This is a genomic window from Rhabdothermincola sediminis (assembly GCF_014805525.1).
Taxonomy (GTDB): Bacteria; Actinomycetota; Acidimicrobiia; order Acidimicrobiales; family Acidimicrobilacustridaceae; genus Rhabdothermincola; species Rhabdothermincola sediminis.
The window spans coordinates 1-21,708 of record NZ_JACFSZ010000005.1 but is presented as its reverse complement, the minus strand read 5'-3'; the positions used below and the strand labels follow the sequence as shown (position 1 = coordinate 21,708).

Genomic DNA, 21,708 nt, shown 5'->3' with positions numbered 1-21,708 from the left:
CGCGCACCGTCGCGAGCGCACGTCATACTCAGGTGGGGACTGCGAGCCCAGCGCTTCGGTCAGCGGGCAGCTGGCCGTGCGGGGTGTGCAGCGACACCCGGCCGGAGTGGTGCTTCTCCACGACGGCCACGTCGTCGATCCACGCGCAGGGCAGGTCTTCGCGGGCTCGCACGGCGTTGAGCGCCGCCTGCGCACCGTAGGGGCTGTCGAATGTCAAGGTGATGAGGTCCGCCATGCTTCCGCCGATCGTTCGGCGCAGGGGTCGAGCCACGTTCACGGACCGCACCTCCTCCGGGCCGGAGACCGCCGACGACGAGCACGGGCGCACGCGCCACCCTCCCCTGCTTGTCGGCTCTCCAGACCGGCGGCGAACATGGAGCCCGTCCCGCCAGCCCCGAGCGAGCTCGAGTGACGACGATCCCGACGCGATGACGCAGACCCCCGACGGCAGCCCGAACCGGTTGATGGCGAGGTGTCGGGCGTGCACGACCTCATTCACCCTCGAGTCCCTCGCGATCGAGCGCACCGGTCGCTGTCCCGGCTGTGGCCGGGAGCTGAGCCCCGGCTGGACCACCCTCCTCGTGGAAGAGGCCGAGAACATCGAGACCCTGCGCGCCGCGTTCATCCGCGCGCTGCGACGGCTCGCGGGGCTCCCCGGGCTGTTGGAGGTGGTGCCCGACGCGGTCATCCGGGACATCGAGGAAGTCCCCTGGCAGCGGAACATCACCACCGAACCGGCCCGCCTCTCCGAGCAGGTCCGCCGGGTGCGTGTGTCCTGGGAGCGCGACCGGGCCGAAGGCGTCGATAGCGCGGAGTCGGAGATCCCCACCCAGCTCCAGGCACTCGCCGACGACTTCCTCGAGCTCGGACGGGTGATGGACCTCCACCAGGAGGCGACCGGGCTGGCCGGCTCACCGGCGGGGCAGGTCGCCCGTGAGCTGGCTGAACGGCTGTCCGACGACGCGACGTCGATCAGCCGCCATCGCGGCACCCCCGATGTCACAGCCCGGCTCGACCAAGCGGACGCCGCCACCGATGCTGCCGAGCAGCAGGCCCGTCGCGGGAGTGGGGACTGAAGCGCTCGCCGGCTCGGCGGTCCCCGACCACCGTGCTGGCAGAATCACCACATGCCCGCAACCGAACCAGACCGGACCACGCTGCAGCCCGGGCCCGGAGGGCCAGGCACTCCTTCTCCGTGGGCCCCCGCCGGCCCCGTCGCCTCGCTGGTCACCGAGACCGGGCTCGTCACCATCGTCGAGGGCTCCAGCTTCTGTGTGTCCGGCCGAAGCGGTGACATCCTGGCCGACCTGCCCCATGGCCTGTTCGTCCTGGACACGCGGTGCCTTTCGCGCTGGGAGCTCACCGTCGATGGCCACCCCCTCGAGCCGCTGACGGTCGCCTCCGACGCACCGTTCGAAGCCACCTTCGTCGGCCGGGTCCATCCCGGCCGCCAGCAAGCCGACAGCGAGCTGCTGGTCTTCCGCCGGCGGCACGTGGGACATGGCATGCGCGAGCGGTTGACCATCCACAACTTCGGCACGAACCCTGCTCGGATCGAGGTCGCGATCGAGCTCGACAGCGACTTCGCCGACGTCTTCGAGGTCAAGGAGTCACGGGTCTGCCGTCGTGAGTCCTATTCGATCACGTGCACGCCCACCGAATGGCGATCGGTGCTCGAAGCCGAGGGGCTCACCAAGGCGGTGGCCCTGCACCTGTCTCGAGCCGCCACCACCGAGCCCGGCCGGCTCTCCTGGGCCCTCGACATCCCGGCCCGTGGTCAATCGGAGCTCTGCCTGGAACTGGACCTGGCAGTGGGTGACCACCTCATCGAGCCCCGGTTCCGGTGCGGGCAGCCCGACGAGCACGCCGAACCCACCCGCCGGCACACGGCCTGGCGTGCCGGGACACCCGTGCTGGAGACCGACCATCCAGCACTCGGTCAAGCAGTCACCAGGGCGATCGAGGACCTCGGGGCGTTGCGCATCTTCGATCCCGAGCACCCCGAGCTCCCCGTGATCGCGGCCGGCGCCCCTTGGTTCATGACCCTGTTCGGTCGTGATTCCCTGATCACCGGGTGGATGGCGCTGCTCTTCGAACCGTCCCTCGCCCTCGGCGTCCTCCAGACGCTGGCCCGCCTCCAGGGGACACGGGTCGACGACGCCACCGAGGAAGAGCCCGGGCGCATCCTCCACGAAGTCCGCTTCGAGAAGGCTGCATCGCTCGCCCTGGGAGGTGGCGCCACCTACTACGGCACCGCGGACGCCACGGCGCTGTTCGTGATGCTCGCCGGCGAGCTGCGCCGCTGGGGGGTGGCCACCGACGTCATCGACGGTCTCGTGCCCCACCTCGATCACGCCCTGGCATGGATCGAGGGCTGGGGCGACCGTGACGGCGACGGCTACGTGGAGTACCAGCGACGGAACCCCTCGGGCCTGGTGAACCAGGGGTGGAAGGACTCCTGGGACGGGGTGAGCCACGCCGACGGGCGGATCGCCGATCCACCCATCGCGTTGTGCGAGGTGCAGGGCTACGTGTACGCCGCCTACCGGGCGCGGGCCCACCTTGCGGCCGAGGTCGGAGACCTCGCGACCGCCGAGCTCTACGACAGCAAGGCAACAACGCTCAAAGAGGCGTTCAACCGGGATTTCTGGCTGGACGATCGTGGCTGGTTCGCGATCGGCCTCGACGCCGCCAAGGAGCCCATCGACGCGCTGTCCTCCAACATCGGCCACTGTCTCTGGACGGGGATCGTCGACGAGGACAAGGCAGCACAGGTCGCGGACCACCTCCTGTCACCCGAGATGTTCACGGGGTGGGGCATCAGGACCCTCGCCAGCTCGATGGCCCGGTACAACCCCATCAGCTACCACAACGGATCGGTCTGGCCGCACGACACCGCGATCTGCGCCGCCGGTCTCATGCGTTACGGCTTCGTCGACCACGCCACCACCGTGATCGAGGCCCTACTCGAGGTCGCCCACCTCCTGGGCGGCCGCCTACCCGAGCTGTTCGCGGGCCTCGACCGCCGCGACCTCTCCGTTCCCGCGGCCTATCCCACGTCGTGCTCGCCACAGGCGTGGGCCGCGGCATCTCCGCTGCTGCTCCTGCGGACCATGCTCCGGCTCGACCCGTCGGCCCACCGCCAGCAGGTCAACCTCGCGCCGACCATGCCGCAGGGCATGACCCGCCTGGAACTGCACGGCGTCCACGTAGGGGACCGGACGCTGGACATCCGCTGGGAGCGAGGCGAGCTGACCGTCGACGGCCTCGGCAGCCTGGATCTCCTGGCGACACCGCGCCCGCCGGTCCACGATTCCTGAGCCATCGCCCCCTCACCCGAGGCGCGAGCCGGGCGCGCCGCGGCCGACCGACGATCACCGCGCTCGACCCCGCGTCGAGGGCATTCCTGTGCACAGACTGTCGCTGATGCGCATCGCCCTCATCGCCCCGCCGTGGCTCCCCGTCCCCCCACCGGCGTACGGCGGCACCGAGACCGTGCTGGATCAGCTGGCCCGAGGCCTGTCCGAGGCCGGCCACGAGGTGGTGCTGCACACCACGGGCGACAGCGCCTGCCCGGTGCCCACCGCGTGGGTGTACGAGCAGTCGCAGGCCCCGCGGATGGGCGACGCGGCTGTCGAGCTCCGGCACCTGCTGCATGCCTACCGCCGGATCGACGCGGAGGGGGCTGACGTGGTCCACGATCACACGCTGGTGGGCCCTGTCCGCGCCGCCGCCGAGGGGCGCCCGAACGTGCTCACGACGGCGCACGGCCCGTTCGACCACGAACTGGCTGCCATCTATTCGGAGATCGCGACCCGCGTCTCCATCATCGCCATCTCGAGGGACCAGGCTCGATCGGCTGGCAGCACCCCGATCGCGCGGGTCATCCACCACGGAGTGGATCCGGGTGCCTACCCGGTCGGGCAGGGCGACGGCGGGTACGTGGCCTTCCTCGGCCGGATGGCACCGGCGAAGGGGGTCGACCTCGCGATACGAGCAGCACGAGAAGCGGGCATACCGCTGTTGATCGCAGCCAAGATGCGCGAGCCGGCAGAGGTCGAGTACTTCGAGACCTGCGTGCGCCCACTGCTCGGTGGGGAGGTGGAGTACCTCGGCGAGCTCGAGCGACCGGCAAAGCTGGAGTTGCTCCGCCGGGCACGCGCCCTCCTCAACCCGCTCCGCTGGCGGGAGCCGTTCGGCATGGTCATGGTCGAGGCCCTCGCCTGCGGTACGCCGGTCGTCGCCTTCGCCCGCGGGTCGGCGCCGGAGATCATCGATGACGGTCGCACCGGCTGGCTGTGCGCCGACGAGCCGGCGCTGGTGCGAGCCCTCCATCGCACCGACCGGCTCGACCGAGCGGCCTGCCGCCGTGCCGTCGAGACCCGGTTCTCGACCCGCCGGATGGTCCAGGAGCACCTAGAGCTGTACCAGGCGGTGGCGTGCAGAGCCGGCGAGCGGGGCACCGCAGAGCGAACGGGTTCCAGCGAGCGCGCTGAACCGGATCTTGACCCGGTGAGCTCAGCGGGGACGCGATCCGTAGTCGCCGAAGGGGTCATCACGCTCGCGCACCGCCTCCCGGAAGCCGATGGCCATCGAACGATCGACGAAGTCGAGACCTTCCTGGGTGTGGCGGGCGATGCCGTCGAACAGGGTGCCGAGTAGCCGGCTCGAGGCCATCCCCATGTTCTCGGCAGTCTGGTTGCACAGCAGCTTCAGCATCACGAGCTGGCTGGCCGGCACGAGAGCGATCCTCGCCGCCAGAGCCTCGGCGCGCTCCTGCAGATCCTCATCCGGGACCGCTTCGAGGATCATGCCCATGCCGGCTGCGTCGGCCGCGGGGATCTCGTCCCCGGTCAGCAGGTAGCGCTTCGCCCGCTCGAGGCCCAAGCGATACACCCACATGGCGGTCGTCGGCGTCCCCCACACCCGCGACGGCGGGTACCCGAAACGGGCGCTCTCCCCGGCGATGATCAGGTCCGCGCAGAGCACGAGATCGGTGCCGCCGCCGATGCACCACCCCTGCACCGCGGCGACGGTGGGCTTGGCCGCGTACCACAGCTTCAGGTAGGCATCGACGAAGCTCTTCATGAACCGATAGTCGGAGACCGAATCCCAGACCCGGTCACCGTCGCTCGCCCGCCACGGTGCCTCGCGCTGCCCGGCGGGCGTCGAGCGGTCGGCCGGTCGAGACTCCCGCGACGCCTGAGCTTCGGTCGCCCAGTCGAGGCCGTAGCCGGCGCAGAACGCGGGGCCCTCCGCCCGCAGGAGGATGACTCGCACCTGCGGGTCGGCATCAGCGGCGTCGATGGCGTGGGAGAGCTCGTCCCTCAGCGCCGGTGTGATCGTGTTGTACTCCTCCGGGCGCGCCAGCCAGATGGACCGCACGCCAGCGGAGGTCTCCGTCCGCAGCGTCGTGTACCGGTCCACGACTGTGTCCCCGCCTACTCCTGCTCGGCGTCGCCGGCTCGGGGCCAGTCGTCCTCGTCGCTGGGCCCAGCCGGTATCGACTGCTCGAAGACATCGGCCTCGGGAGCCTCGTCCGGCACGGTCAGCGATCGCACCGTCGCCGGCAGCTCCTCCTCGGGACTCTCACCTGCCGGTGGGAGTTGCTGCTCCACTGCATCCACCTCAGGTGCTTCCAGATCCTCGGGTGGCCGCGGTCGCTCGTCGGGGGTGGTGTCCATCCACTCGAACCTACCGAGAGATCCGAGCTCCCACCGCACGGGCCGACAGGTTTCTGCTCGATCGCCCCGGCCCGCACATCCCACCCACCGGTCAGTCGGCTGTCAGCTCGATCCTGCCGCCCGTTCCCGGAGCACCCGCCGGAGGATCTTGCCCGACGCGGACTTGGGGATCTCCTCGACCAGCGTGAGCCGGCGGATCTGCTTGTAATGGGCGACCCGATCCGCCACGTACTGCGTGAGCTCCTCGGTCGTCGCCTCGTGCCCCGGCTTCAGCACCACGTAGCCGACAGGGATCTCGCCAGCCTCCTCGTCGGGAACACCGATCACCGCCGCGTCGGCCACCGCCGGATGGGTCAACAACAGCGCCTCCAGCTCGGCCGGAGGAACCTGGAAGCCCTTGTACTTGATGAGCTCCTTCAAGCGATCCACCACGTACAGGTGACCGTCACGGTCGATGTGGCCGATGTCGCCGGTGTGCAGCCAGCCATCGGCGTCGATCGTCTCGGCAGTGGCTCGCGCGTTGTTCAGGTAGCCCTTCATCACCTGCGGGCCCCGGATCCAGACCTCGCCGTCCGCATCGACGCCGAGCGACTCGCCACTGATCGGGTCGACGATCTGCACCTCGGTGTTGGGCACGGTCAACCCCACCGAGCCAGGCTTGCCCATCCCCTCCGGGGTGAGGTGGCTGACCGGCGACAGCTCGGTCATGCCGTAGCCCTGCACCACTTCGCACCCCAGCCTCGCACCGGCCTCGGCCGCCAGTTCCGCGGAGAGTGGCGCTGCACCCGAGAACACCTGCTTCACCTTCGACAGGTCGAAGTCCTCGACGATCGGATGCTTGGCCAGCGCGACCACGATCGGCGGTGCCACGAACGACCGGGTGATCTTGTGGTCCTGGTGGGCTGCCAGGAACTGCTCGAGGTCGAACCGGGGCAGGGTGACGATGGTGGCGCCAGCGCGCAGCCCGGTGTTCATCAGGACCTGCATGCCGTAGATGTGGAAGAAGGGCAGCACGGCCATCACGACATCGTCCTCACCCATGCCTGTGGGCTCGAGCACCTGCGCGATGTTGGCGACCAGGTTGCGGTGGGTGAGCATCACCCCCTTGGAGAGCCCGGTCGTCCCCGACGAGTACGGGAGCACCACCACGTCATCCGGGTCGACCTCCACCTGCTCGGCCAGCGGTGGGCCGGCGAGCTCGAGCACCGAGGGTGCGTCGTGCGTGCGGTCGCCGAGCACGACGATCTCCTCGACCGTGGTACCCGTGGCTGCCTCCCGCGCGGTGGCGAGGAACGGCGGGACGGTCACCAGCACCGAAGCCCGCGAATCCGCGAGCTGGTGGTGCACCTCGCGGGCGGTGTACGTCGGGTTCACGGTGGTGACGGTGCCACCGGCCATGGCCGCACCGTGGAAGACCGTCGCGTACTCGGGGACGTTGGGAGCCATGATCGCCAGCACGTCTCCCGGGCCGAACCCTCGGCCCGCGAGCCCGCCTGCGAGGACCCGGACCTGCTCGTCGAGCTGGCGGTAGGTGAGCACCCGCCCGCTCGGCCCGTCGATGAATGCGGGCTTGGCATCCAGCTCCGCGACCCGCTCGAGCACGAAGGGTGTCAGCGGGGTCTCGGGGATGTCGATCTCCGGGAACGGGCTGCGGTGGATCATGTGGTCTCCCCCCGACGGTCAACTCGCCCGAGCAGCGAGCCGGTGGGCAGCCGCAGGGCACGCTCAGCGCCCCAGACAGTAGGGCAACCGTCGCCGTGTCGAGAGGACTGGTCTGCCCGACTCGGACCTGCGAGGATGCCCGGCTCATGCGACGACTCCTTGACCGGGTCGCGGTGGTGACCGGTGCTGGCAGCGGCATCGGGCGGGCGACGAGCGTGCTGCTGGCCCGCCATGGCCTCGACCTCGCGCTGGTGGACCTCCGCCCGGAGGGGCTGGAGGAGACTGCCGCGCTGGTTCGCGCCGCGGGCCGCACCGCCACGACTCACCTCGCCGATGTCGCCGACGCGGACCGGATGGCCGAGTTACCCGCCGAGGTGCTCGATGCGCACGGCGCCTGCCACGTGCTCGTGAACAACGCCGGCGTCACGGCCGCCGGACGGTTCGACGCGGAGGCGATCGACGACCTGGACTGGATCGTCGGCATCAACGTGTGGGGAGTCGTGCACGGTTGCCGGGCCTTCCTGCCGGTGCTCCGCCGGATGGACGAGGCCCACATCGTGAACCTCTCGAGCATGGTCGGCCTCCTGGGGCTTCCCCAGAACGCGTCCTACTCCCTCACCAAGGGGGCGGTGCGCTCCTTCAGCGAAGCCCTCCGAGCCGAACTGGTCTCCACGTCGATCGGTGTCACGGTGGTGCTCCCGGGAGCGATCCGCACCAACATCATGTTCGGGGCCCGAGGCGCGGAAGCCGACCGCCTGGCGCGGATGGGAGCCTCGAGGCTCGCGCCCCTCGCCCTCCGCCCCCCGGAAGCCGTCGCCCGTCGGATCGTGCGGGCTATCGAGAAGAACCAGGCTCGAGTGGTGGTGGGACCCGACGCGCGCGCCGTGGACCTGGTGGCGCGGGTCCTGCCGGGCCGGTCAGGCCTCGTGGGCCGGCTCCTCGACCGGCTGGCGCCTGCGAACGGGCCCACCGGAGCCGAGCCGGCCGCGCGGCACTGAGGGGACGGCGGGATCACACCTCCGACCCCCCGGCAACGAGCACCGCGTTGTCGACCAGCGGCGTGCGCAGCGCAACGATCATCATGGAGAAGTCGGCCACTGCGACGAGGTGACCCTGCTCGTCGACCACCTCACAGCCGACCACGATCAGCTGGCTGCCTCTCCGGATGACCTCGGCTCTGGCCAGCACGGTATCGGTGCGGGCCCGACCAAGGTAGCGGATGTGCATGTCCACGGTGACGAGCGACTCCCGGGAAGGATCGAACCCACTGCTCCCCACGGCAGCCAGCGCACAGGCGAGGTCCACCATGGTGGCGATCGCGCCACCGTGCAGGCTGCCGGTGGAGCCGAGCGCCTCGGCCTTCACGGGCATTCGGACCTGCGCCCGTCCCTCCCCCGGCGTGGGGGGCTCATAGTCGAGCGCCAGCATGCGGTGCAGGGGGATCTCGTCGATGGCGGCTGGTTGGGACTCGACCACGGGCACCCTCCTTCGAGACATGCCGACAGGGCTAGCACCGGTCCGGCGCCGGATGCAAGACATATTCTAAGAGTGTCCTGGCAACCGGATCGCGGGGTGAGTGGGACCTGCGGAGAGGGCCAGGTGTTCGATCCCGCGGGAAGCCGGTTCGCCAGCCTGTGGGGTCAGCCCTCGAACGCCGAGCGCAGAGCCGCGATGGCCTGATCCTGGTAGGCCCGGGCCGACGGGAGCAGGCGGGTGAAGGCGAACGACGGGTGGATGTGGCCGTCGAGGCGCACGTGCGTCGCCGGCACACCGGCCGCGGCGAGCGCCGAGGCGTAGGCCTCGCCGTCCCCTCGCAGCTTGTCGTACTCGGCGGTCATGATCCACGCCGGCGGCAGGCCCCGATGGTCGTCGGCCAGCAGCGGGGAGCAATAGGGCTCGCTCGCCTGGGCCGGGTGAGCCAGGTAGTGCTCGAGGTAGTCGTCGATGGCGGCACGGTCGAGCAGGTAGCCGTCGGGCACCTCCCGGAATCCCGATTGCGAGCAGGTCGCGTCGGTGGTCGGTACGTCGAGCCATTGGTGCACGAGGCGGGGACCGTTTCGATCGCGGCTCATCAGGCAGGCCACCGCCGCCAGGTTCGCTCCGGCGGACTCGCCACCGATCGCCACCCGACCGGGGTCGACGTCGAGCCGGCCGGCATGCTCCACGAGCCACTCGAGCGCGGCGTAGCAGTCCTCGGGCGGGGTCGGGTACTGGTTCTCGGGGGCCAGGCGGTAGTCGACGGAGGCCACGACACACCGGGCGCCCGCGGACACCGCCCGGCAGCGCTGCTCCCGCTCGTCGAGGGTCCCCATGCAGAAGCCACCGCCGTGGAGGAACACGTAGAGCGGGAACGGTCCGGCGCCGTGCGGGCGGTACAGCCGGACCCTGATCCGCCCACCGGCCACGGGCACCGCGACGTGCCCGATCGCGGCGGGACTCGCCTCCGGCGCGATCAGCAGACCCGCGCCCCGGTACGACAGGCGCGCCGCCTGCTCCCGGCGGGCCGCCATCGGCACCGACCGATCGTCAGGGCGGAGCTTGGCGATCCGGATCAGCAGCGACAGTCGGGGATCGATCGGCATCGCCCAGGCACGGTAACGCAGCTCACCATCACCTCAGCAGGACGAGACGCCCTCGAGGAGTGTCTTGTGTCCGCTTCCGGGCCGCGGCTAGGCATGGGGCGGTGAGCGAGGCGGTCCCGGATTGGAAGGCGCGCCCCGGAGGCCCCGAGTACGAGGCGGTGCGGGCCCGGCTGGTCGATGCGGCGGAGTCGATCGTCCGCGACCGCGGGGTGAGGGCGCTGCGCCTCGATTCCGTCGCCGAGGTCGCGGGGCTTCACCGCTCCTCCGTCTACCGCTACTTCGGATCGAAAGAAGAGCTGCTGACCGCGGTCGTGGCCCGCTCCTCCCTGCAGGTCCGCAGGAAGGTGGTGCGCAAGCTGGGCCGCGACGCACCGCTGGAGCGCTTCCTGGGCGAGGGTCTGGCGATGGCCATCGCCGAGGTGGCCACCGACCCCGTACACCGGTCGCTGCTGTCACCGTCGGCCAGCGAAGCGCTGGCCCGCGCCGGGGGGAAGGCGCTGACCTCCGGCCTCCGCCCGCTCGTGGATCCCGTGTTCGAGCGCGCCGCCGAGCAGGGCATCCTCCGGGAGGGGGTCAGCCCCGAGGATGCCACCTGGTGGCTGCAGATCGTGGCTGCGGGGCTGGCCCGCTCACCGGAGATCGTTCCCGAGCGTGCGGAGCTGGTGCGCCTCCTCGAGCTGATGCTGGTGCCAGCGCTGCTCGCGACCGATCGAAGGTCGCGCAGGGACACCGGCGCCTCCTCCTAGCGCTGGTGGGCTCGGTCGGCCTCGCTCGCCGTCACGCGCTTTCCTCTGGGGGCCCGTCGGGGTGACCAGGGCGATCTCGTGATCCGTTGCCCTCGTAGAACTGCGCATACCACCGCCGGAACTCGGCGATCGGCCCGTCTCCCTTCACCAGGACCGGGCGCTCGCGGTAGGAGAGGTCACGCCAGATGGGCACGTCGGCCTGCAGGCCGTAAGGACCGGTGACCTGCACGATCAGGTCCTCCGCGGCTGCTTCGAGCTCGCGGGGGAAGTAGAAGTGCCACAGCAGGCGGCAGTTCCCCCGGTCGATGGGGGTGGTCGCGGCCACGATGGTCATCAGCGACGGGAACCGCAGGATCGCCACCCCGGGCCCGTAGGAGTGCCGGGTGAACGACACGCCGTCACCGAGCGACTCCTCGACCCAGGAGCATGGCCCGTCGAAGTGGAACGCGGAGATGTCGCGCGGGATCACGTCCTTGCCGTGGACGTAGCGGAAGTGCGCGTAGTCGACGTTGTTCTCCGCCATCTCCTGGAGCGCGGCGACCAGCTCGAAGCGCCAGGGGTACGCCTCGCTCCACGACGGGTCGGAGGCCTCCGGTACGGCCGGGATCTCGAAGTTCGGCGGCGCGTCAGCGGCGTGGTACCAGAAGTAGACGAGGCCGTCGGCCTCGTGCACCGGGTAGCTGCGCACCCGAGCTCGGGAGGGGATGCGGGAATCGGAGTAGGGGATGCGCACGCAGCGGCCGTCAGCCCCGAACTCCCACCCGTGGTACGGGCACTTGACCCGCTCCCCGATCACCCTGCCGCCGCCGAGGTGGGCGCCCATGTGCGGGCAGTGAGCGTCGAGCACGCTCGCTCGCCCGAACTCGTCGCGCGCCACCACGAGCTCCCGATCCACCAGCCGGATCGACACCAGATCGCCCGCGGCGAGCTCGTCGCTGGCGACGATGGCGTACCAGCCGTTGGGGACGGGCAACACGTGAGACCGGGGAGGCAGTGACGACTCGATGCGGCGGCGTCGGCGCGGACCGCCCCCCGCCAGCGCCTCCCGGACCCGTCCGAGATCCGGGAGCGCGATGCCGTTGATCCGCCCGTAGAGCTGATCTCCAGGGCTGCCGGCAGCGACCGCCTCCGCGGCGGGCGACGCGGCCGGCGGGTCGGACTCCTCGCTCATCGACTCCTCATCGCAGAAGACCTCCGGGTGACCGGCGCCGTGGTGGTCATCGCCGGTGGGACACCGCTCCCGCGAGGTTCTAGCACCGCCGCCCCGAGGTCACAAGACGCTCTCAGAATCTGTCTCGTCACGTTCGGCTGGAGCACACCTGCCGTTCGGCCCAGCAGGTACCTTGCACGCAGCGCCTGCATCCGAGCCACTGCGATGGCCAGCAAGGAGGTCGCCATCCGCCACCAGACCCGCGCCAGCGTGCCCGTGCGGGGCGCCGGCCACCCGCACCGGGAGGCCAGCTCGCCCCACACGGTCGAGGCCGTGGAGGAGACCATCGGCGACGACCGGACCGCGACCGCCCCAGCGGCGTTCCACGTGCTGGCGAAGCCCACCGGCGCTATCTGCAACCTCGACTGCCGGTACTGCTACTTCCTGGCCAAAGAAGCGCTCTACCCCGGCGATCGCTTCCGCATGAGCGACGAGGTGCTCGACACCTACATCCGCCAACTCCTCGAAGCCCACCAGGCACCCGAGGTCACGATCGCCTGGCAGGGCGGCGAGCCGACGCTGATGGGGGTGGAGTTCATCCGCCGCTCCCTCGACGCGGTCGAGCGACACCGGCGCCCGGGCCAACGCATCACCCACACCATCCAGACGAACGGCACCCTGCTCACCGACGAGTGGTGTGAGCTGCTCGCCGACCACCAGTTCCTGGTCGGCATCAGCATCGACGGCCCGAGGGAGCTGCACGACGCCTACCGGCTCGACAAGCGCGGCGCTCCGACGTTCGACAGGGTGCTGCGAGGCCTGGACCTGCTGCTCGCCCACGGGGTCGAGGTCAACGTGCTGTGCACCGTGCACGCCGCCAATCAGGACTATCCGATCGAGGTCTACCGGTTCTTCCGCGACGAGCTGGGGCTCCGGCACGTCCAGTTCATCCCCATCGTCGAGCGTGACAACACGACAGGCTTCCAGGAAGGGGACACGGTCACCGACCGGTCGGTCGATCCGCACTCCTGGGGACGGTTCCTGATGACGGTGTTCGACGAGTGGGTCACCGGCGACGTCGGGGAGGTCTTCGTCAGCCACTTCGACGCCGCCCTCGCCTCCTGGCTCGGCATCCCCCCTGCCCTGTGCATCTTCCGGGAGACCTGTGGCGACGCGCTGGCCCTCGAGCACAACGGGGACGTGTACTCCTGTGACCACTTCGTCGAACCCGACCACCTGCTCGGCAACATCACCACCACCCACCTGGTCGAGCTCGCGGGCTCACCCCGGCAACGCCGGTTCGGTGAGGCCAAGCGCGCCAGCCTGCCCGCGTACTGCCGGCGTTGCGAGGTGCGCTTCGCCTGCCACGGCGAGTGTCCGAAGAACCGCTTCGTCCTGACCCCCGACGGCGAACCCGGTCTCAACTACCTCTGCCCGGGCTACAAGGCCTTCTTCGAGCACATCGACGGCCTGATGCGGCTCATGGGGGGCCTGCTGCGCGCCGGGCGACCAGCGAGCGACGTGCGAGCGGTGCTGGCCGCGGCGGGGCGGAACGATCCCTGTCCGTGCGGCAGCGGGCGCAAGGCGAAGCTCTGCCATCCCGCCCGCTGACGGCCGCCGCGAGGCCGGCTGGCGCTCTGGCGTCGATGCGGGGCTGGAGACGGGCCTAGGCTGCGGTCGACGTGATCACCCCTGTCTCCCTGCGATGACCATGGACGCTCCCGAGACCGTGACCGAGGCTGTCGAGCTGCTGCGGTCCCTGGGGTACACCGACGACTTCGAGCTCTCGGCGACCGGCCTGACCACCGCCGTGGAGGTGGATCCGCACACGCTGGAGAGCGCGACGGTCGACTACACGTTCCGCTTCGAGGGCCCGAGCGATCCCAGCGACGAGGCGATCGTGCTCGGGGTCACCTGCCCCGACTGGGGCCGACGGGGGATCGTGGTCTCCGCCTACGGTCCGGACGTGGACCCCGAGCACGCCGAGCTGCTGCTGGCGCTGGCCCGGGGATCGGGCGACGCCGGCTGAGCGGCGGCTGAGCAGCCCGGTCCCGGTTCACCCGAGACCGATCGTCACGGCGCCGGTCGGGGAACGACGACAGTCGGATGGTCGCATTGCTCCGCGAGGTAGCTGGCGGTGCTACCCATCAACAGCGAGGCGATCGGCCCCGTGCCCCGTGACCCGACCACGACCAGTCGGGCATCGAGCTCGTCCGCGGTCTCGGGGATGAGCGCCCGCGGATCGAGGGCTCTGACCACCGTGCGCACCTCGACACCGGCCTCGCGCGGGGGGCGTGACTGCTCCTCGGCGAGGGCCTGGCCGGCGCGGTCCATCGCGTCGCCGAACGAGTACGGGGAGCCCGGCAGCTCGTAGGACACCGCGTGCACCACCACCATCGGGCTGGAGAGCGCCAGCGCCACCTCGGTGGCCCATTCGACGGCGGCGGTCGCGCTCGCCGATCCGTCCACCCCGACCACCACCGGCCCCTCGTGGGCCCCGAGGGGTGAGGGGATCACAGCCACGGGGCACGTGGCGCCTTCCACGACCCGCCGGCTCACCGAGCCGAGCAGCCGGCTCGCGACGGCTCCGAGCCCGCGCCGCCCTACCACGATCAGGTCGGCTCGCCAGCGCTCGGCCGCCCGCAGCACCGCGACGTCCGCGACGCCCGGCTCGACGATCGCCTCGACGCCCTCGGCGCCCTCCGCCAGCTCGTCACGGAGGAAGCGGGTGAGCTCCGAGGTGACCTCGGCGGTGACCTCGTCCTGCCCCCGCAAGGACGGCCCACCGGGCAACACCGCCGAGGCCGGGTACTCCCACGCCCGAATCGCACCCATCGACGCACCCATCTGATCGGCGAAGCGACGGGCCCATCGCAGCGCTGCCGCCGACCCCTCCGAGCCATCGACCGCGACCAGGATCATCATCAGCAGAACCCTTGATTGGAGTGGCGACGAGTGAGCAACGATCACACCCTCGGTGGGAGCCGGCATCCCATCGATCCCATCGGGTGACGGGCTCCGATGCTCCCGCTGCACGAGCGCTCGCCTATCGTGGCATGCGGCGCGCCGGGAAGCCTGGTCGGCGAACGTTTCAGTCGCGGATCTCGTCAAAGGGAGCGCTCCATCGTGGCCACCCCATCTACCGACACCACCCGGTCGGCTCCGGCTCCCGGGACCAACGCGCATCACGCGCTGGCCGCCCACGAGGTGCTGCTGCTGCTCGAGACCGACCGCCGCGACGGTCTGAGCGAATCCGAGGCCGCTCACCGCCTCGAGCGCTACGGACCCAACCAGCTCCCTGTGGTCGACACCGCGGGACCGCTCGCCCGGTTCCTCCGGCAGCTCAACCACCCGTTGATCTACGTTCTCCTCGCCGCGGGCACGGTGACGCTCCTGCTGCGCGAGCTGGTCGACTCCGCCGTGATCTTCGGCGTCGTGCTGGTCAACGCCGTCGTGGGCTTCATCCAGGAATCCAAGGCCGAGGCGGCGCTGGACGCGCTCCGGTCCATGGTCCGCACCCATGCCCGGGTGCGCCGTGACGGCCAGGTGCGCACGATCCCGTCCGAGGAGCTGGTACCCGGTGACATCGCGCTGATCGAGGCCGGCGACAAGGTGCCCGCCGACCTGCGACTGATCGAGGTCGCCGAGCTGCAGGTCGACGAGTCGGCGCTGACCGGCGAGTCGCTGCCGGTGGTGAAGGACGAGGTGGTCCTGGCCGACTCCACCCCGGTCGCGGACCGGCGCAACATGCTGTATTCGGGCACCCTGGTCACCAGCGGCACCGGCACGGGCGTGGTGGTGGCGACGGGCGCCGAGACCGAGCTCGGCGAGATCCACCGGCTGGTCGGCACCGCGGAGACCCTGGCCACTCCCCTGACCCGCAAGCTCACCGCCTTCAGCAAGCTGCTCACGGTGGTGATCCTCGGCCTGGCAGCAGTCACCTTCGCGGTGGGGCTCCTGCGCGGCGAGCGTGCCACCGAGATGTTCACCGCCGCGGTGGCGCTCGCGGTGGGGGCGATCCCCGAAGGGCTCCCCGCCGCGGTCACCATCACCCTGGCCATCGGGGTGAACCGCATGGCCCGGCGCCGGGCGGTCATCCGGCGCATGCCCGCGGTGGAGACGCTCGGAAGCACCACCGTTGTGTGCTCCGACAAGACCGGCACCCTCACCGAGAACCAGATGACGGTGCGCGCCCTGTGGACTCCCCACCATCACTACGAGGTCACCGGGGCCGGATACCAGCCGGACGGCGCCGTCCTCGACTCGGGTGGGGCGCCGGCCGCCCTCGACACCGACCAAGCGCTGCGCTGGACGCTCGTGGCCGGCGCCCTGTGCAACGACGCCCGGCTCGACCACACCGACGGTACCTGGGCGGTCCTCGGCGACCCGACCGAGGGGGCGATGCTCGTCGCCGCCACCAAGGCCGGGATCGACCCGAAGAACCTGCGGGACGAGCTCCCCCGGGTGGCGTCGATCCCGTTCAACTCCGAGCGCAAGTACATGGCCACCCTGCACACCGGCAGCGACGGTGCGGTGGCGCTGGTGAAGGGGGCTGTCGAGCGGATCGTCGATCTGTGCGCCGACCAGATGGGGCCCACCGGTCGAGCCGAGCCACTCGACCGTGAGCAGATCCTCGCCGCCGCCGAGGATCTCGCCCACCGCGGCCTGCGGGTCCTGGGAACCGCGCACGGTCACCTGGCGAGCGAGGGCGACTTCGACGTCGAGGCGATCCGCGGCAGGCTCACGTTCACCGGCCTGCACGCCATGCTCGACCCACCCCGACCGGGAGCGATCGACGCCGTGCGGTCGTGCCACACCGCAGGCATCGACGTGAAGATGATCACCGGCGATCACGCCGCCACCGCCACCGCGGTGGCCGAGCAGCTCGGCATCCTCACCGGCGACGAGCCCGGTCGGGTGCTCACAGGCACCGAGCTCGCCTCGCTCACCCCCGAGGAGTATCCCGCCGCCGTCGAGCGGGCGTCCGTGTTCGCCCGGGTGTCACCGGAGCAGAAGCTGCGTCTGGTGGAGGGTCTCCAGGGTCGCCATCACATCGTGGCCATGACCGGTGACGGGGTCAACGACGCACCTGCACTGCAACAGGCCGACATCGGTGTGGCCATGGGCCTCGGGGGGACCGAGGTAGCCAAGGAAGCGGCCGACATGGTCCTCACCGACGACAACTTCGCCACCATCGAAGCGGCGGTCGAGGAGGGCCGCGGGGTGTTCGACAACCTCACGAAGTTCATCGTGTGGACGCTGCCAACGAACATGGGTGAGGGCCTGGTGATCCTCATCGCCATCGTGCTCGGCAGCACCCTGCCGATCCTGCCGGTGCAGATCCTGTGGATCAACATGACCACCGCCATCGCGCTCGGGTTGATGCTGGCCTTCGAGCCCAAGGAAGCCGGCATCATGCAGCGACCACCCCGGGACCCGCAGCGGCCGCTGCTCACCGGGGCGCTGGTGATCCGCATCCTGGTGGTCTCGGCCGTGCTCATCGGCGGAGCCTGGTGGGTCTTCGAGTTCGAGCAGACCACGGGGTCCACCGCGGAGGAGGCCCGCACCGCAGCCCTCAACCTCTTCGTGGTCGTCGAGGCCTTCTACCTGTTCAGCTGCCGGTCGCTCACCCACTCGGTGTGGCACGTGGGGGTGTTCTCCAACCGCTGGATCCTGGCAGGGGCTTCCGTCCAGGCCCTGGGCCAGATCGCCATCACCTACCTGCCGATCATGAACACCGTGTTCCAGACGTCGCCCATCAGCGCGGGGGTCTGGCTGCGGATCTTCGCCGTCGCCGCGGCCACCACAGTCATCGTCGCCATCGACAAGCGCCTCCGGCGGCAGCTGGCCTGGACCTCCTGAGCGGGAGCGCGGTATCGACCGCTCCGGGCGGGGATGAGGGAGAATGCGCTCTCGTCCCGGGCCCGGCCGCCTCCGCGGGGAGCACTGCCTGCATGAACGACACCACTCCCGAGGCAGCCCGCGAGACCGCTCCCCCTCATGCGGGCGCGGTGCTGGCCACCCTCATCCTCGTCGCCGCCATCGCGAACCTCCCCCTCGCCACCGCGAACGTGGCGTTGCCCAGCGTCGGGCAGCACTTCGACGCCTCCCAGACCGGGCTGAACCTCGTCGCCGTCGGCTACTCCCTCGGCCTGGCCGCCTCGGTGCTGTGGCTGGGCGCGCTCGGTGACCGTCACGGGCGGAAGTCGATGCTGCTGGCCGGGGTGGTGATCTCCGTGCCCACCTCCCTGCTGGCGGCGTGGCCCCCGGACCTCACGACGCTGGTGGTGGCCAGGATCGCGGGCGGGGTCGCAGCGGGCATGGCGTACCCGACCACGCTGGCGTTGATCACCGCCCTATGGGCTGCAGGGCCGGCCCGCACGAGAGCGATCGCGCTGTGGTCCGCGACCGGAGGGGCCATCTCGTCGCTGGGGCCGCTCATCGCCGGCCTGCTGTTGAGCCGCTACTGGTGGGGGTCGGTGTTCCTGGTCACCGTGCCGCTGGTCGCGCTCGGCGTGCCGCTGGCCGCCAGGCTCATCCCGGCGCACGCGAACGAGAGCTCCGACCCGGTGGACAACCTCGGGGGCATCCTGTCCGCCATCCTGGTGGGAGCGACGGTCCTGGCGATCAACTTCGTGCCCATCCCCGGCGCGGGTGCCACCGTGACCGGGCTGGTGGTGGTCGCGCTCGCTGCACTGGTGGGCTTCGTGATCCGCCAGCGCCGCACCCCGAGCCCGCTCTACGACCTGCGCATCGCGGCTCGCCGGGTGTTCTGGGTGGCGGCCTGCGCGGGCATCATCGTCTTCGGCTCCCTGATGGGTGCGTTGTTCATCGGCCAGCAGTTCTTGCAGAACGTGCTCGGTTACTCGACCCTCGACGCCGGGGTGTCCATCCTCCCGGCGACGGTGGTCATGGTCCTCATCGCCCCGCGCTCGGCCAAGCTCGTGGACTCCCGCGGTTCACGGTTCACGCTGCTCGTCGGCGTCGGGTTCGTGCTCGCCGGCTTCCTCACCATGCTGGCCTTCTGGAAGGAAGGCGCGTCGGTCTGGACGGTCGTGGTCTGCTACGCGTTCGTGGGAGCGGGCGTGGGCTTCGCCGGCACCCCGGCCTCGCGGTCGCTGACCAGCTCGGTGCCGGTCGCCCGCGCCGGGATGGCATCAGGCACCGCCGATCTGCAGCGGGACCTCGGCGGGGCGATCATGCAGTCGATCTTCGGGGCACTGCTCACGGCCGGCTACGGGGCGACCGCCTCCAGGCTCATCGCCGGCAGCCCGTCCGCGCCGCAGGTCACCGACCGGGTGCAGGCCGAGCTGACGAAGTCGTTCGCGAGTGCCGCCGACACCGCCGCCCGGTACCCGCAGTACTCGAGCCAGATCATCGAAGGCGCCCGGCAGGCCTTCGCCGACGGCCAGCGCTGGGCCTACCTCGCCGGCAGCGTGGGGGTGCTCGCCGGTGGCGCGCTGGTGTACTTCCTGTTCCCGAAGTGTGACGCTGAGCGCCAGCTCCTCGCGCAGTACCACGCCGAAGAAGTCGGCGCCGAGGCGCCAACCGCCCGAGGGTGAGCCGGCATGATGAGCGGGAGCCTCGATCCGGCGCGGATCGCGGCCATCACCGCGGCGTTGATGTTCTTGGGGGTGCTCGCCAGCAAGGTCTCATCACGGTTGCGGGTGCCGGCGCTGCTGCTCTTCCTGGCGATCGGGATGTTGGCCGGCTCAGAGGGCATCGGGGGTATCGCCTTCGACGACCACCAACTTGCCCAGACGGTCGGGGTGATCGCGCTGTCGTTCATCCTGTTCGCGGGTGGGCTGGACACCACCTGGACCGAGGTCCGCCCGGTGGTGGGCCTCGGTGCGCTCCTGGCGACCGTCGGCGTGCTGGTCACGTCGATCGTGGTGGGGTTGTCGGCTGCGGTGATCCTCGACGTGCCGGTGGTGGTCGGGCTGCTGGTCGGGGCGATCATCTCGTCCACCGACGCGGCGGCGGTGTTCTCGGTCCTGCGGTCCCACAGTGTGGGGTTGCGGGGAACGCTACGACCGCTGCTCGAGCTCGAGTCCGGGAGCAACGACCCGATGGCGGTCTTCCTGGCCGTCGCTTTCCTCGAGCTGGCGACGAACCCGGACGCCTCGGCGCTGGGGATCGTGCCGGTGTTCGTGCTGCAGATGCTGGTGGGCGGCGGAGCGGGTTGGGTGCTCGCCCGAATGGCGGTGCTGGTGATGAACCGGCTGCGTCTCGAGTACGACGGCCTCTACTCGGTGGTGCTGATCGCGCTGGTGCTCGGCACCTACGGCCTCGCCAGCCTGCTCGGGGGGAGCGGGTTCCTAGCGGTGTACGTGGCCGGGATCGTGCTCGGGAACTCGGTGTTCGTCCACAAGCGGAGCCTGGTGCGGTTCATGGACGGTCTGGCCTGGCTCATGCAGATCTCCATGTTCCTCGTGCTCGGACTACTCGTGTTCCCGTCGGACCTGCTCCCGATCGCGATCGAGGGCCTGCTCGTCGCCGCGGTGTTGATGTTCCTGGCCCGGCCCCTGGCGGTGCTCGCGCTGCTGCTCCCCGCTCGCTACGGGATCCGCCAGAGCGTGCTCGTCTCCTGGGTCGGGCTCCGGGGTGCGGTGCCGATCATCCTGGCCACCTTCCCACTGGTGAAGAACCTGCCCGAGGCGGAGGTGATCTTCGACGTCGTGTTCTTCGTGGTGCTGACCTCGGTGCTGATCCAGGGGACCACGATCCCCAGGGTGGCGTCGTGGCTCGCGGTCGACGTGCCCGCCGCCGAACGCCCGGCCGCACCGCTGGAGCTGGTGGGCCCGCCGGGGGACGCCACCGACCTCTACGACCTGGTCGTCGCCGCCGACGCAGCGGCCGCGGGCAAGCAGCTCGTGGATGTCGGTCTTCCTTCGGGGGCGCTGATCGTGCTGATCGGCAGAGGTGACGACTTCGTTCTCCCGCAGGGCTCCTCGATCCTCCAGCCGGGCGATCGGGTCCTGCTACTCGCCCAGCAGGACGTCCTCACCCACGCTCGCCGTCTGCTCGAAGGTCCCGCGCCGAGCTGAAGTGGCTCACGAGAGCCGATCGCCTTCCTCGGTGGCCGCAGCCTCGGCCGCTGCCGTCAGGGCGTGCCGGAGTTGGGCCTGGGTCGGGCAGCCTGCTCGACCGTCTGGTGTCTCGTAGGTGCGGCAGGCGAGACCCACGGGGGCATTCTGCGAGGCAAAGGGGTCCCGACCGTTCACCCGGACCGACGGCGAACCGAGAAACCCGTACTCATCGGCATCCTCCGGTGACTGGATGACCCGATGGGTGAGCTCGAAGCCGAGCTCACCCTGCAACTCGGTAAGCATCACGTCGAGCTCCCGCCAGTGCGGACAGCCCTCGAAGTAGGACAGCTCCACGAGCAGAGGTCGGGTCATGCGGTCGCTCCTTCCAGTTCCTGGCTTCCACCGCCTGAGCTGATGGCGTGACCCCACCCTCGGGCTCACGCGCCAACTGGGGTCGCCCCACGCTAGTGAACCGCCCTGGGTCTGATGGAGGCTCGGGCTATTGGTTTCCAACCCCGACGGGTCGGGTCTGTTGGGCAGCGTAGAAGGCTGCTTCGAGCTCTGCTGGTGGGACGTCGTCGCAGTAGCTGTGGTGCCGGTCCTCGTTGAACCAGTGCATCCAGGAGAGGGTGGCGAGCTCGAGCTCGTCGACGTTCTCCCAGGGTCTCGGGGTGTCGGGCCCGTAGACGCGCTCGGTCTTGTAGAGCCCGTTGGTGGTCTCGGCGAGCGCGTTGAAGCTCCTATAGATGTCAAGCGCGTCTACGCGGCTGACGCGAGTTCTGCGGTCGAGCAGGGTTCGGGCAGCAGCCGGTAGACCTCGCGGATGAGGTAGCGCTTGAGGCAGCGGATGATCTC

General features: G+C 70.4%; 19 protein-coding genes and 1 pseudogene. 10 read left to right on the top strand and 10 right to left on the bottom strand.

Features of this window, described 5'->3' with window-relative positions:
• Nucleotides 1–28: 28 nt before the first annotated feature.
• Entirely contained in the window at nucleotides 29–235 is a 207-nt protein-coding gene (locus tag HZF19_RS05270) for a hypothetical protein (RefSeq protein WP_208027710.1), read from the bottom strand.
• A 193-nt stretch (nucleotides 236–428) separates the two neighbouring features.
• On the opposite strand from HZF19_RS05270, the gene HZF19_RS05265 reads away from it, so the two are divergent.
• The 3 genes and pseudogenes from HZF19_RS05265 to HZF19_RS05255 form a co-directional block, all read left to right on the top strand.
• The gene (locus HZF19_RS05265; RefSeq protein ID WP_208027709.1) at nucleotides 429–1,076 is read left to right on the top strand and encodes a hypothetical protein; all 648 of its coding nucleotides are present in this window, start codon (nucleotides 429–431) and stop codon (nucleotides 1,074–1,076) included.
• Nucleotides 1,077–1,127: 51 nt separating this feature from the next.
• Nucleotides 1,128–3,320, top strand: coding sequence for an amylo-alpha-1,6-glucosidase (locus HZF19_RS05260; RefSeq protein WP_208027708.1), 2,193 nt, complete (start codon nucleotides 1,128–1,130; stop codon nucleotides 3,318–3,320).
• A 106-nt stretch (nucleotides 3,321–3,426) separates the two neighbouring features.
• Nucleotides 3,427–4,326 (top strand): annotated as a pseudogene (locus tag HZF19_RS05255) (glycosyltransferase); the annotation flags it as partial.
• 192 nt (nucleotides 4,327–4,518) lie between these two features.
• On the opposite strand, the gene HZF19_RS16245 reads toward HZF19_RS05255, so the two are convergent.
• The 3 genes from HZF19_RS16245 to HZF19_RS05245 form a co-directional block, all read right to left on the bottom strand.
• Nucleotides 4,519–5,427 carry a crotonase/enoyl-CoA hydratase family protein gene (locus HZF19_RS16245; RefSeq protein WP_307781140.1) on the bottom strand — a complete coding sequence of 303 codons (909 nt, stop codon included), beginning with the start codon at nucleotides 5,425–5,427 and terminating at the stop codon, nucleotides 4,519–4,521.
• Between the two features lie 14 nt (nucleotides 5,428–5,441).
• Nucleotides 5,442–5,684: an Rv3202a family protein gene (locus HZF19_RS05250; protein ID WP_208027706.1), complete on the bottom strand. Its 243-nt coding sequence runs from the start codon at nucleotides 5,682–5,684 to the stop codon at nucleotides 5,442–5,444.
• 102 nt (nucleotides 5,685–5,786) lie between these two features.
• Nucleotides 5,787–7,346, bottom strand: a complete 1,560-nt coding sequence (locus HZF19_RS05245) for a 4-coumarate--CoA ligase family protein (RefSeq protein ID WP_208027705.1) — start codon at nucleotides 7,344–7,346, stop codon at nucleotides 5,787–5,789.
• Between the two features lie 146 nt (nucleotides 7,347–7,492).
• Here HZF19_RS05245 and HZF19_RS05240 point away from each other — a divergent pair, with 146 nt between their 5' ends.
• Nucleotides 7,493–8,344, top strand: coding sequence for an SDR family NAD(P)-dependent oxidoreductase (locus tag HZF19_RS05240; protein ID WP_208027704.1), 852 nt, complete (start codon nucleotides 7,493–7,495; stop codon nucleotides 8,342–8,344).
• 13 nt (nucleotides 8,345–8,357) lie between these two features.
• Here HZF19_RS05240 and HZF19_RS05235 read toward each other — a convergent pair whose 3' ends face one another.
• Both HZF19_RS05235 and HZF19_RS05230 read right to left on the bottom strand, forming a co-directional pair.
• Nucleotides 8,358–8,822, bottom strand: a complete 465-nt coding sequence (locus tag HZF19_RS05235) for a PaaI family thioesterase (RefSeq protein ID WP_208027703.1) — start codon at nucleotides 8,820–8,822, stop codon at nucleotides 8,358–8,360.
• Between the two features lie 164 nt (nucleotides 8,823–8,986).
• Nucleotides 8,987–9,928 carry an alpha/beta hydrolase gene (locus HZF19_RS05230; protein ID WP_208027702.1) on the bottom strand — a complete coding sequence of 314 codons (942 nt, stop codon included), beginning with the start codon at nucleotides 9,926–9,928 and terminating at the stop codon, nucleotides 8,987–8,989.
• A gap of 101 nt (nucleotides 9,929–10,029) precedes the next feature.
• On the opposite strand from HZF19_RS05230, the gene HZF19_RS05225 reads away from it, so the two are divergent.
• Entirely contained in the window at nucleotides 10,030–10,674 is a 645-nt protein-coding gene (locus HZF19_RS05225) for a TetR/AcrR family transcriptional regulator (protein WP_208027701.1), read from the top strand.
• Between the two features lie 31 nt (nucleotides 10,675–10,705).
• Here HZF19_RS05225 and HZF19_RS05220 read toward each other — a convergent pair whose 3' ends face one another.
• Complete coding sequence (locus HZF19_RS05220; RefSeq protein ID WP_208027700.1) at nucleotides 10,706–11,845, bottom strand: Rieske 2Fe-2S domain-containing protein; 1,140 nt, start codon at nucleotides 11,843–11,845, stop codon at nucleotides 10,706–10,708.
• A gap of 204 nt (nucleotides 11,846–12,049) precedes the next feature.
• Here HZF19_RS05220 and HZF19_RS05215 point away from each other — a divergent pair, with 204 nt between their 5' ends.
• Nucleotides 12,050–13,435, top strand: coding sequence for an anaerobic sulfatase maturase (locus HZF19_RS05215; protein WP_208027699.1), 1,386 nt, complete (start codon nucleotides 12,050–12,052; stop codon nucleotides 13,433–13,435).
• 118 nt (nucleotides 13,436–13,553) lie between these two features.
• Nucleotides 13,554–13,853 carry a hypothetical protein gene (locus HZF19_RS05210; protein WP_208027698.1) on the top strand — a complete coding sequence of 100 codons (300 nt, stop codon included), beginning with the start codon at nucleotides 13,554–13,556 and terminating at the stop codon, nucleotides 13,851–13,853.
• A 44-nt stretch (nucleotides 13,854–13,897) separates the two neighbouring features.
• On the opposite strand, the gene HZF19_RS05205 is transcribed toward HZF19_RS05210, so the two are convergent.
• Nucleotides 13,898–14,749, bottom strand: a complete 852-nt coding sequence (locus tag HZF19_RS05205) for a universal stress protein (protein ID WP_208027697.1) — start codon at nucleotides 14,747–14,749, stop codon at nucleotides 13,898–13,900.
• A 201-nt stretch (nucleotides 14,750–14,950) separates the two neighbouring features.
• On the opposite strand from HZF19_RS05205, the gene HZF19_RS05200 reads away from it, so the two are divergent.
• The 3 genes from HZF19_RS05200 to HZF19_RS05190 all read left to right on the top strand — a co-directional run bounded on the left by HZF19_RS05200 (nucleotide 14,951) and on the right by HZF19_RS05190 (nucleotide 20,871).
• Nucleotides 14,951–17,686 (top strand): cation-transporting P-type ATPase, encoded by a 2,736-nt coding sequence (locus HZF19_RS05200; protein ID WP_208027696.1) that lies wholly within the window; start codon nucleotides 14,951–14,953, stop codon nucleotides 17,684–17,686.
• Nucleotides 17,687–17,778: 92 nt separating this feature from the next.
• The gene (locus tag HZF19_RS05195) at nucleotides 17,779–19,386 is read left to right on the top strand and encodes an MFS transporter (RefSeq protein WP_208027695.1); all 1,608 of its coding nucleotides are present in this window, start codon (nucleotides 17,779–17,781) and stop codon (nucleotides 19,384–19,386) included.
• Nucleotides 19,387–19,392: 6 nt separating this feature from the next.
• The gene (locus HZF19_RS05190) at nucleotides 19,393–20,871 is read left to right on the top strand and encodes a potassium/proton antiporter (protein WP_208027694.1); all 1,479 of its coding nucleotides are present in this window, start codon (nucleotides 19,393–19,395) and stop codon (nucleotides 20,869–20,871) included.
• Nucleotides 20,872–20,877: 6 nt separating this feature from the next.
• Here the strand turns inward: HZF19_RS05190 and HZF19_RS05185 are convergent, their stop codons facing one another.
• Entirely contained in the window at nucleotides 20,878–21,225 is a 348-nt protein-coding gene (locus HZF19_RS05185) for a thioredoxin family protein (protein WP_208027693.1), read from the bottom strand.
• Between the two features lie 127 nt (nucleotides 21,226–21,352).
• On the bottom strand, nucleotides 21,353–21,708 hold a 356-nt coding region (locus tag HZF19_RS05180), incomplete at its 5' end, for an integrase core domain-containing protein (protein WP_208027692.1).

Bases quoted from the DNA above. Each gene is read 5' to 3' on its own strand.
- HZF19_RS05270 (WP_208027710.1), bottom strand. From the start codon at position 235: ATGGCGGACCTCATCACCTTGACATTCGACAGCCCCTACGGTGCGCAG.
- HZF19_RS05265 (WP_208027709.1), top strand. From the start codon at position 429: ATGACGCAGACCCCCGACGGCAGCCCGAACCGGTTGATGGCGAGGTGT.
- HZF19_RS05260 (WP_208027708.1), top strand. From the start codon at position 1,128: ATGCCCGCAACCGAACCAGACCGGACCACGCTGCAGCCCGGGCCCGGA.
- HZF19_RS05250 (WP_208027706.1), bottom strand. From the start codon at position 5,684: ATGGACACCACCCCCGACGAGCGACCGCGGCCACCCGAGGATCTGGAA.
- HZF19_RS05245 (WP_208027705.1), bottom strand. From the start codon at position 7,346: ATGATCCACCGCAGCCCGTTCCCGGAGATCGACATCCCCGAGACCCCG.
- HZF19_RS05240 (WP_208027704.1), top strand. From the start codon at position 7,493: ATGCGACGACTCCTTGACCGGGTCGCGGTGGTGACCGGTGCTGGCAGC.
- HZF19_RS05230 (WP_208027702.1), bottom strand. From the start codon at position 9,928: ATGCCGATCGATCCCCGACTGTCGCTGCTGATCCGGATCGCCAAGCTC.
- HZF19_RS05220 (WP_208027700.1), bottom strand. From the start codon at position 11,845: ATGAGCGAGGAGTCCGACCCGCCGGCCGCGTCGCCCGCCGCGGAGGCG.
- HZF19_RS05215 (WP_208027699.1), top strand. From the start codon at position 12,050: ATGGCCAGCAAGGAGGTCGCCATCCGCCACCAGACCCGCGCCAGCGTG.
- HZF19_RS05205 (WP_208027697.1), bottom strand. From the start codon at position 14,749: ATGATGATCCTGGTCGCGGTCGATGGCTCGGAGGGGTCGGCGGCAGCG.
- HZF19_RS05195 (WP_208027695.1), top strand. From the start codon at position 17,779: ATGAACGACACCACTCCCGAGGCAGCCCGCGAGACCGCTCCCCCTCAT.
- HZF19_RS05190 (WP_208027694.1), top strand. From the start codon at position 19,393: ATGATGAGCGGGAGCCTCGATCCGGCGCGGATCGCGGCCATCACCGCG.
- HZF19_RS05185 (WP_208027693.1), bottom strand. From the start codon at position 21,225: ATGACCCGACCTCTGCTCGTGGAGCTGTCCTACTTCGAGGGCTGTCCG.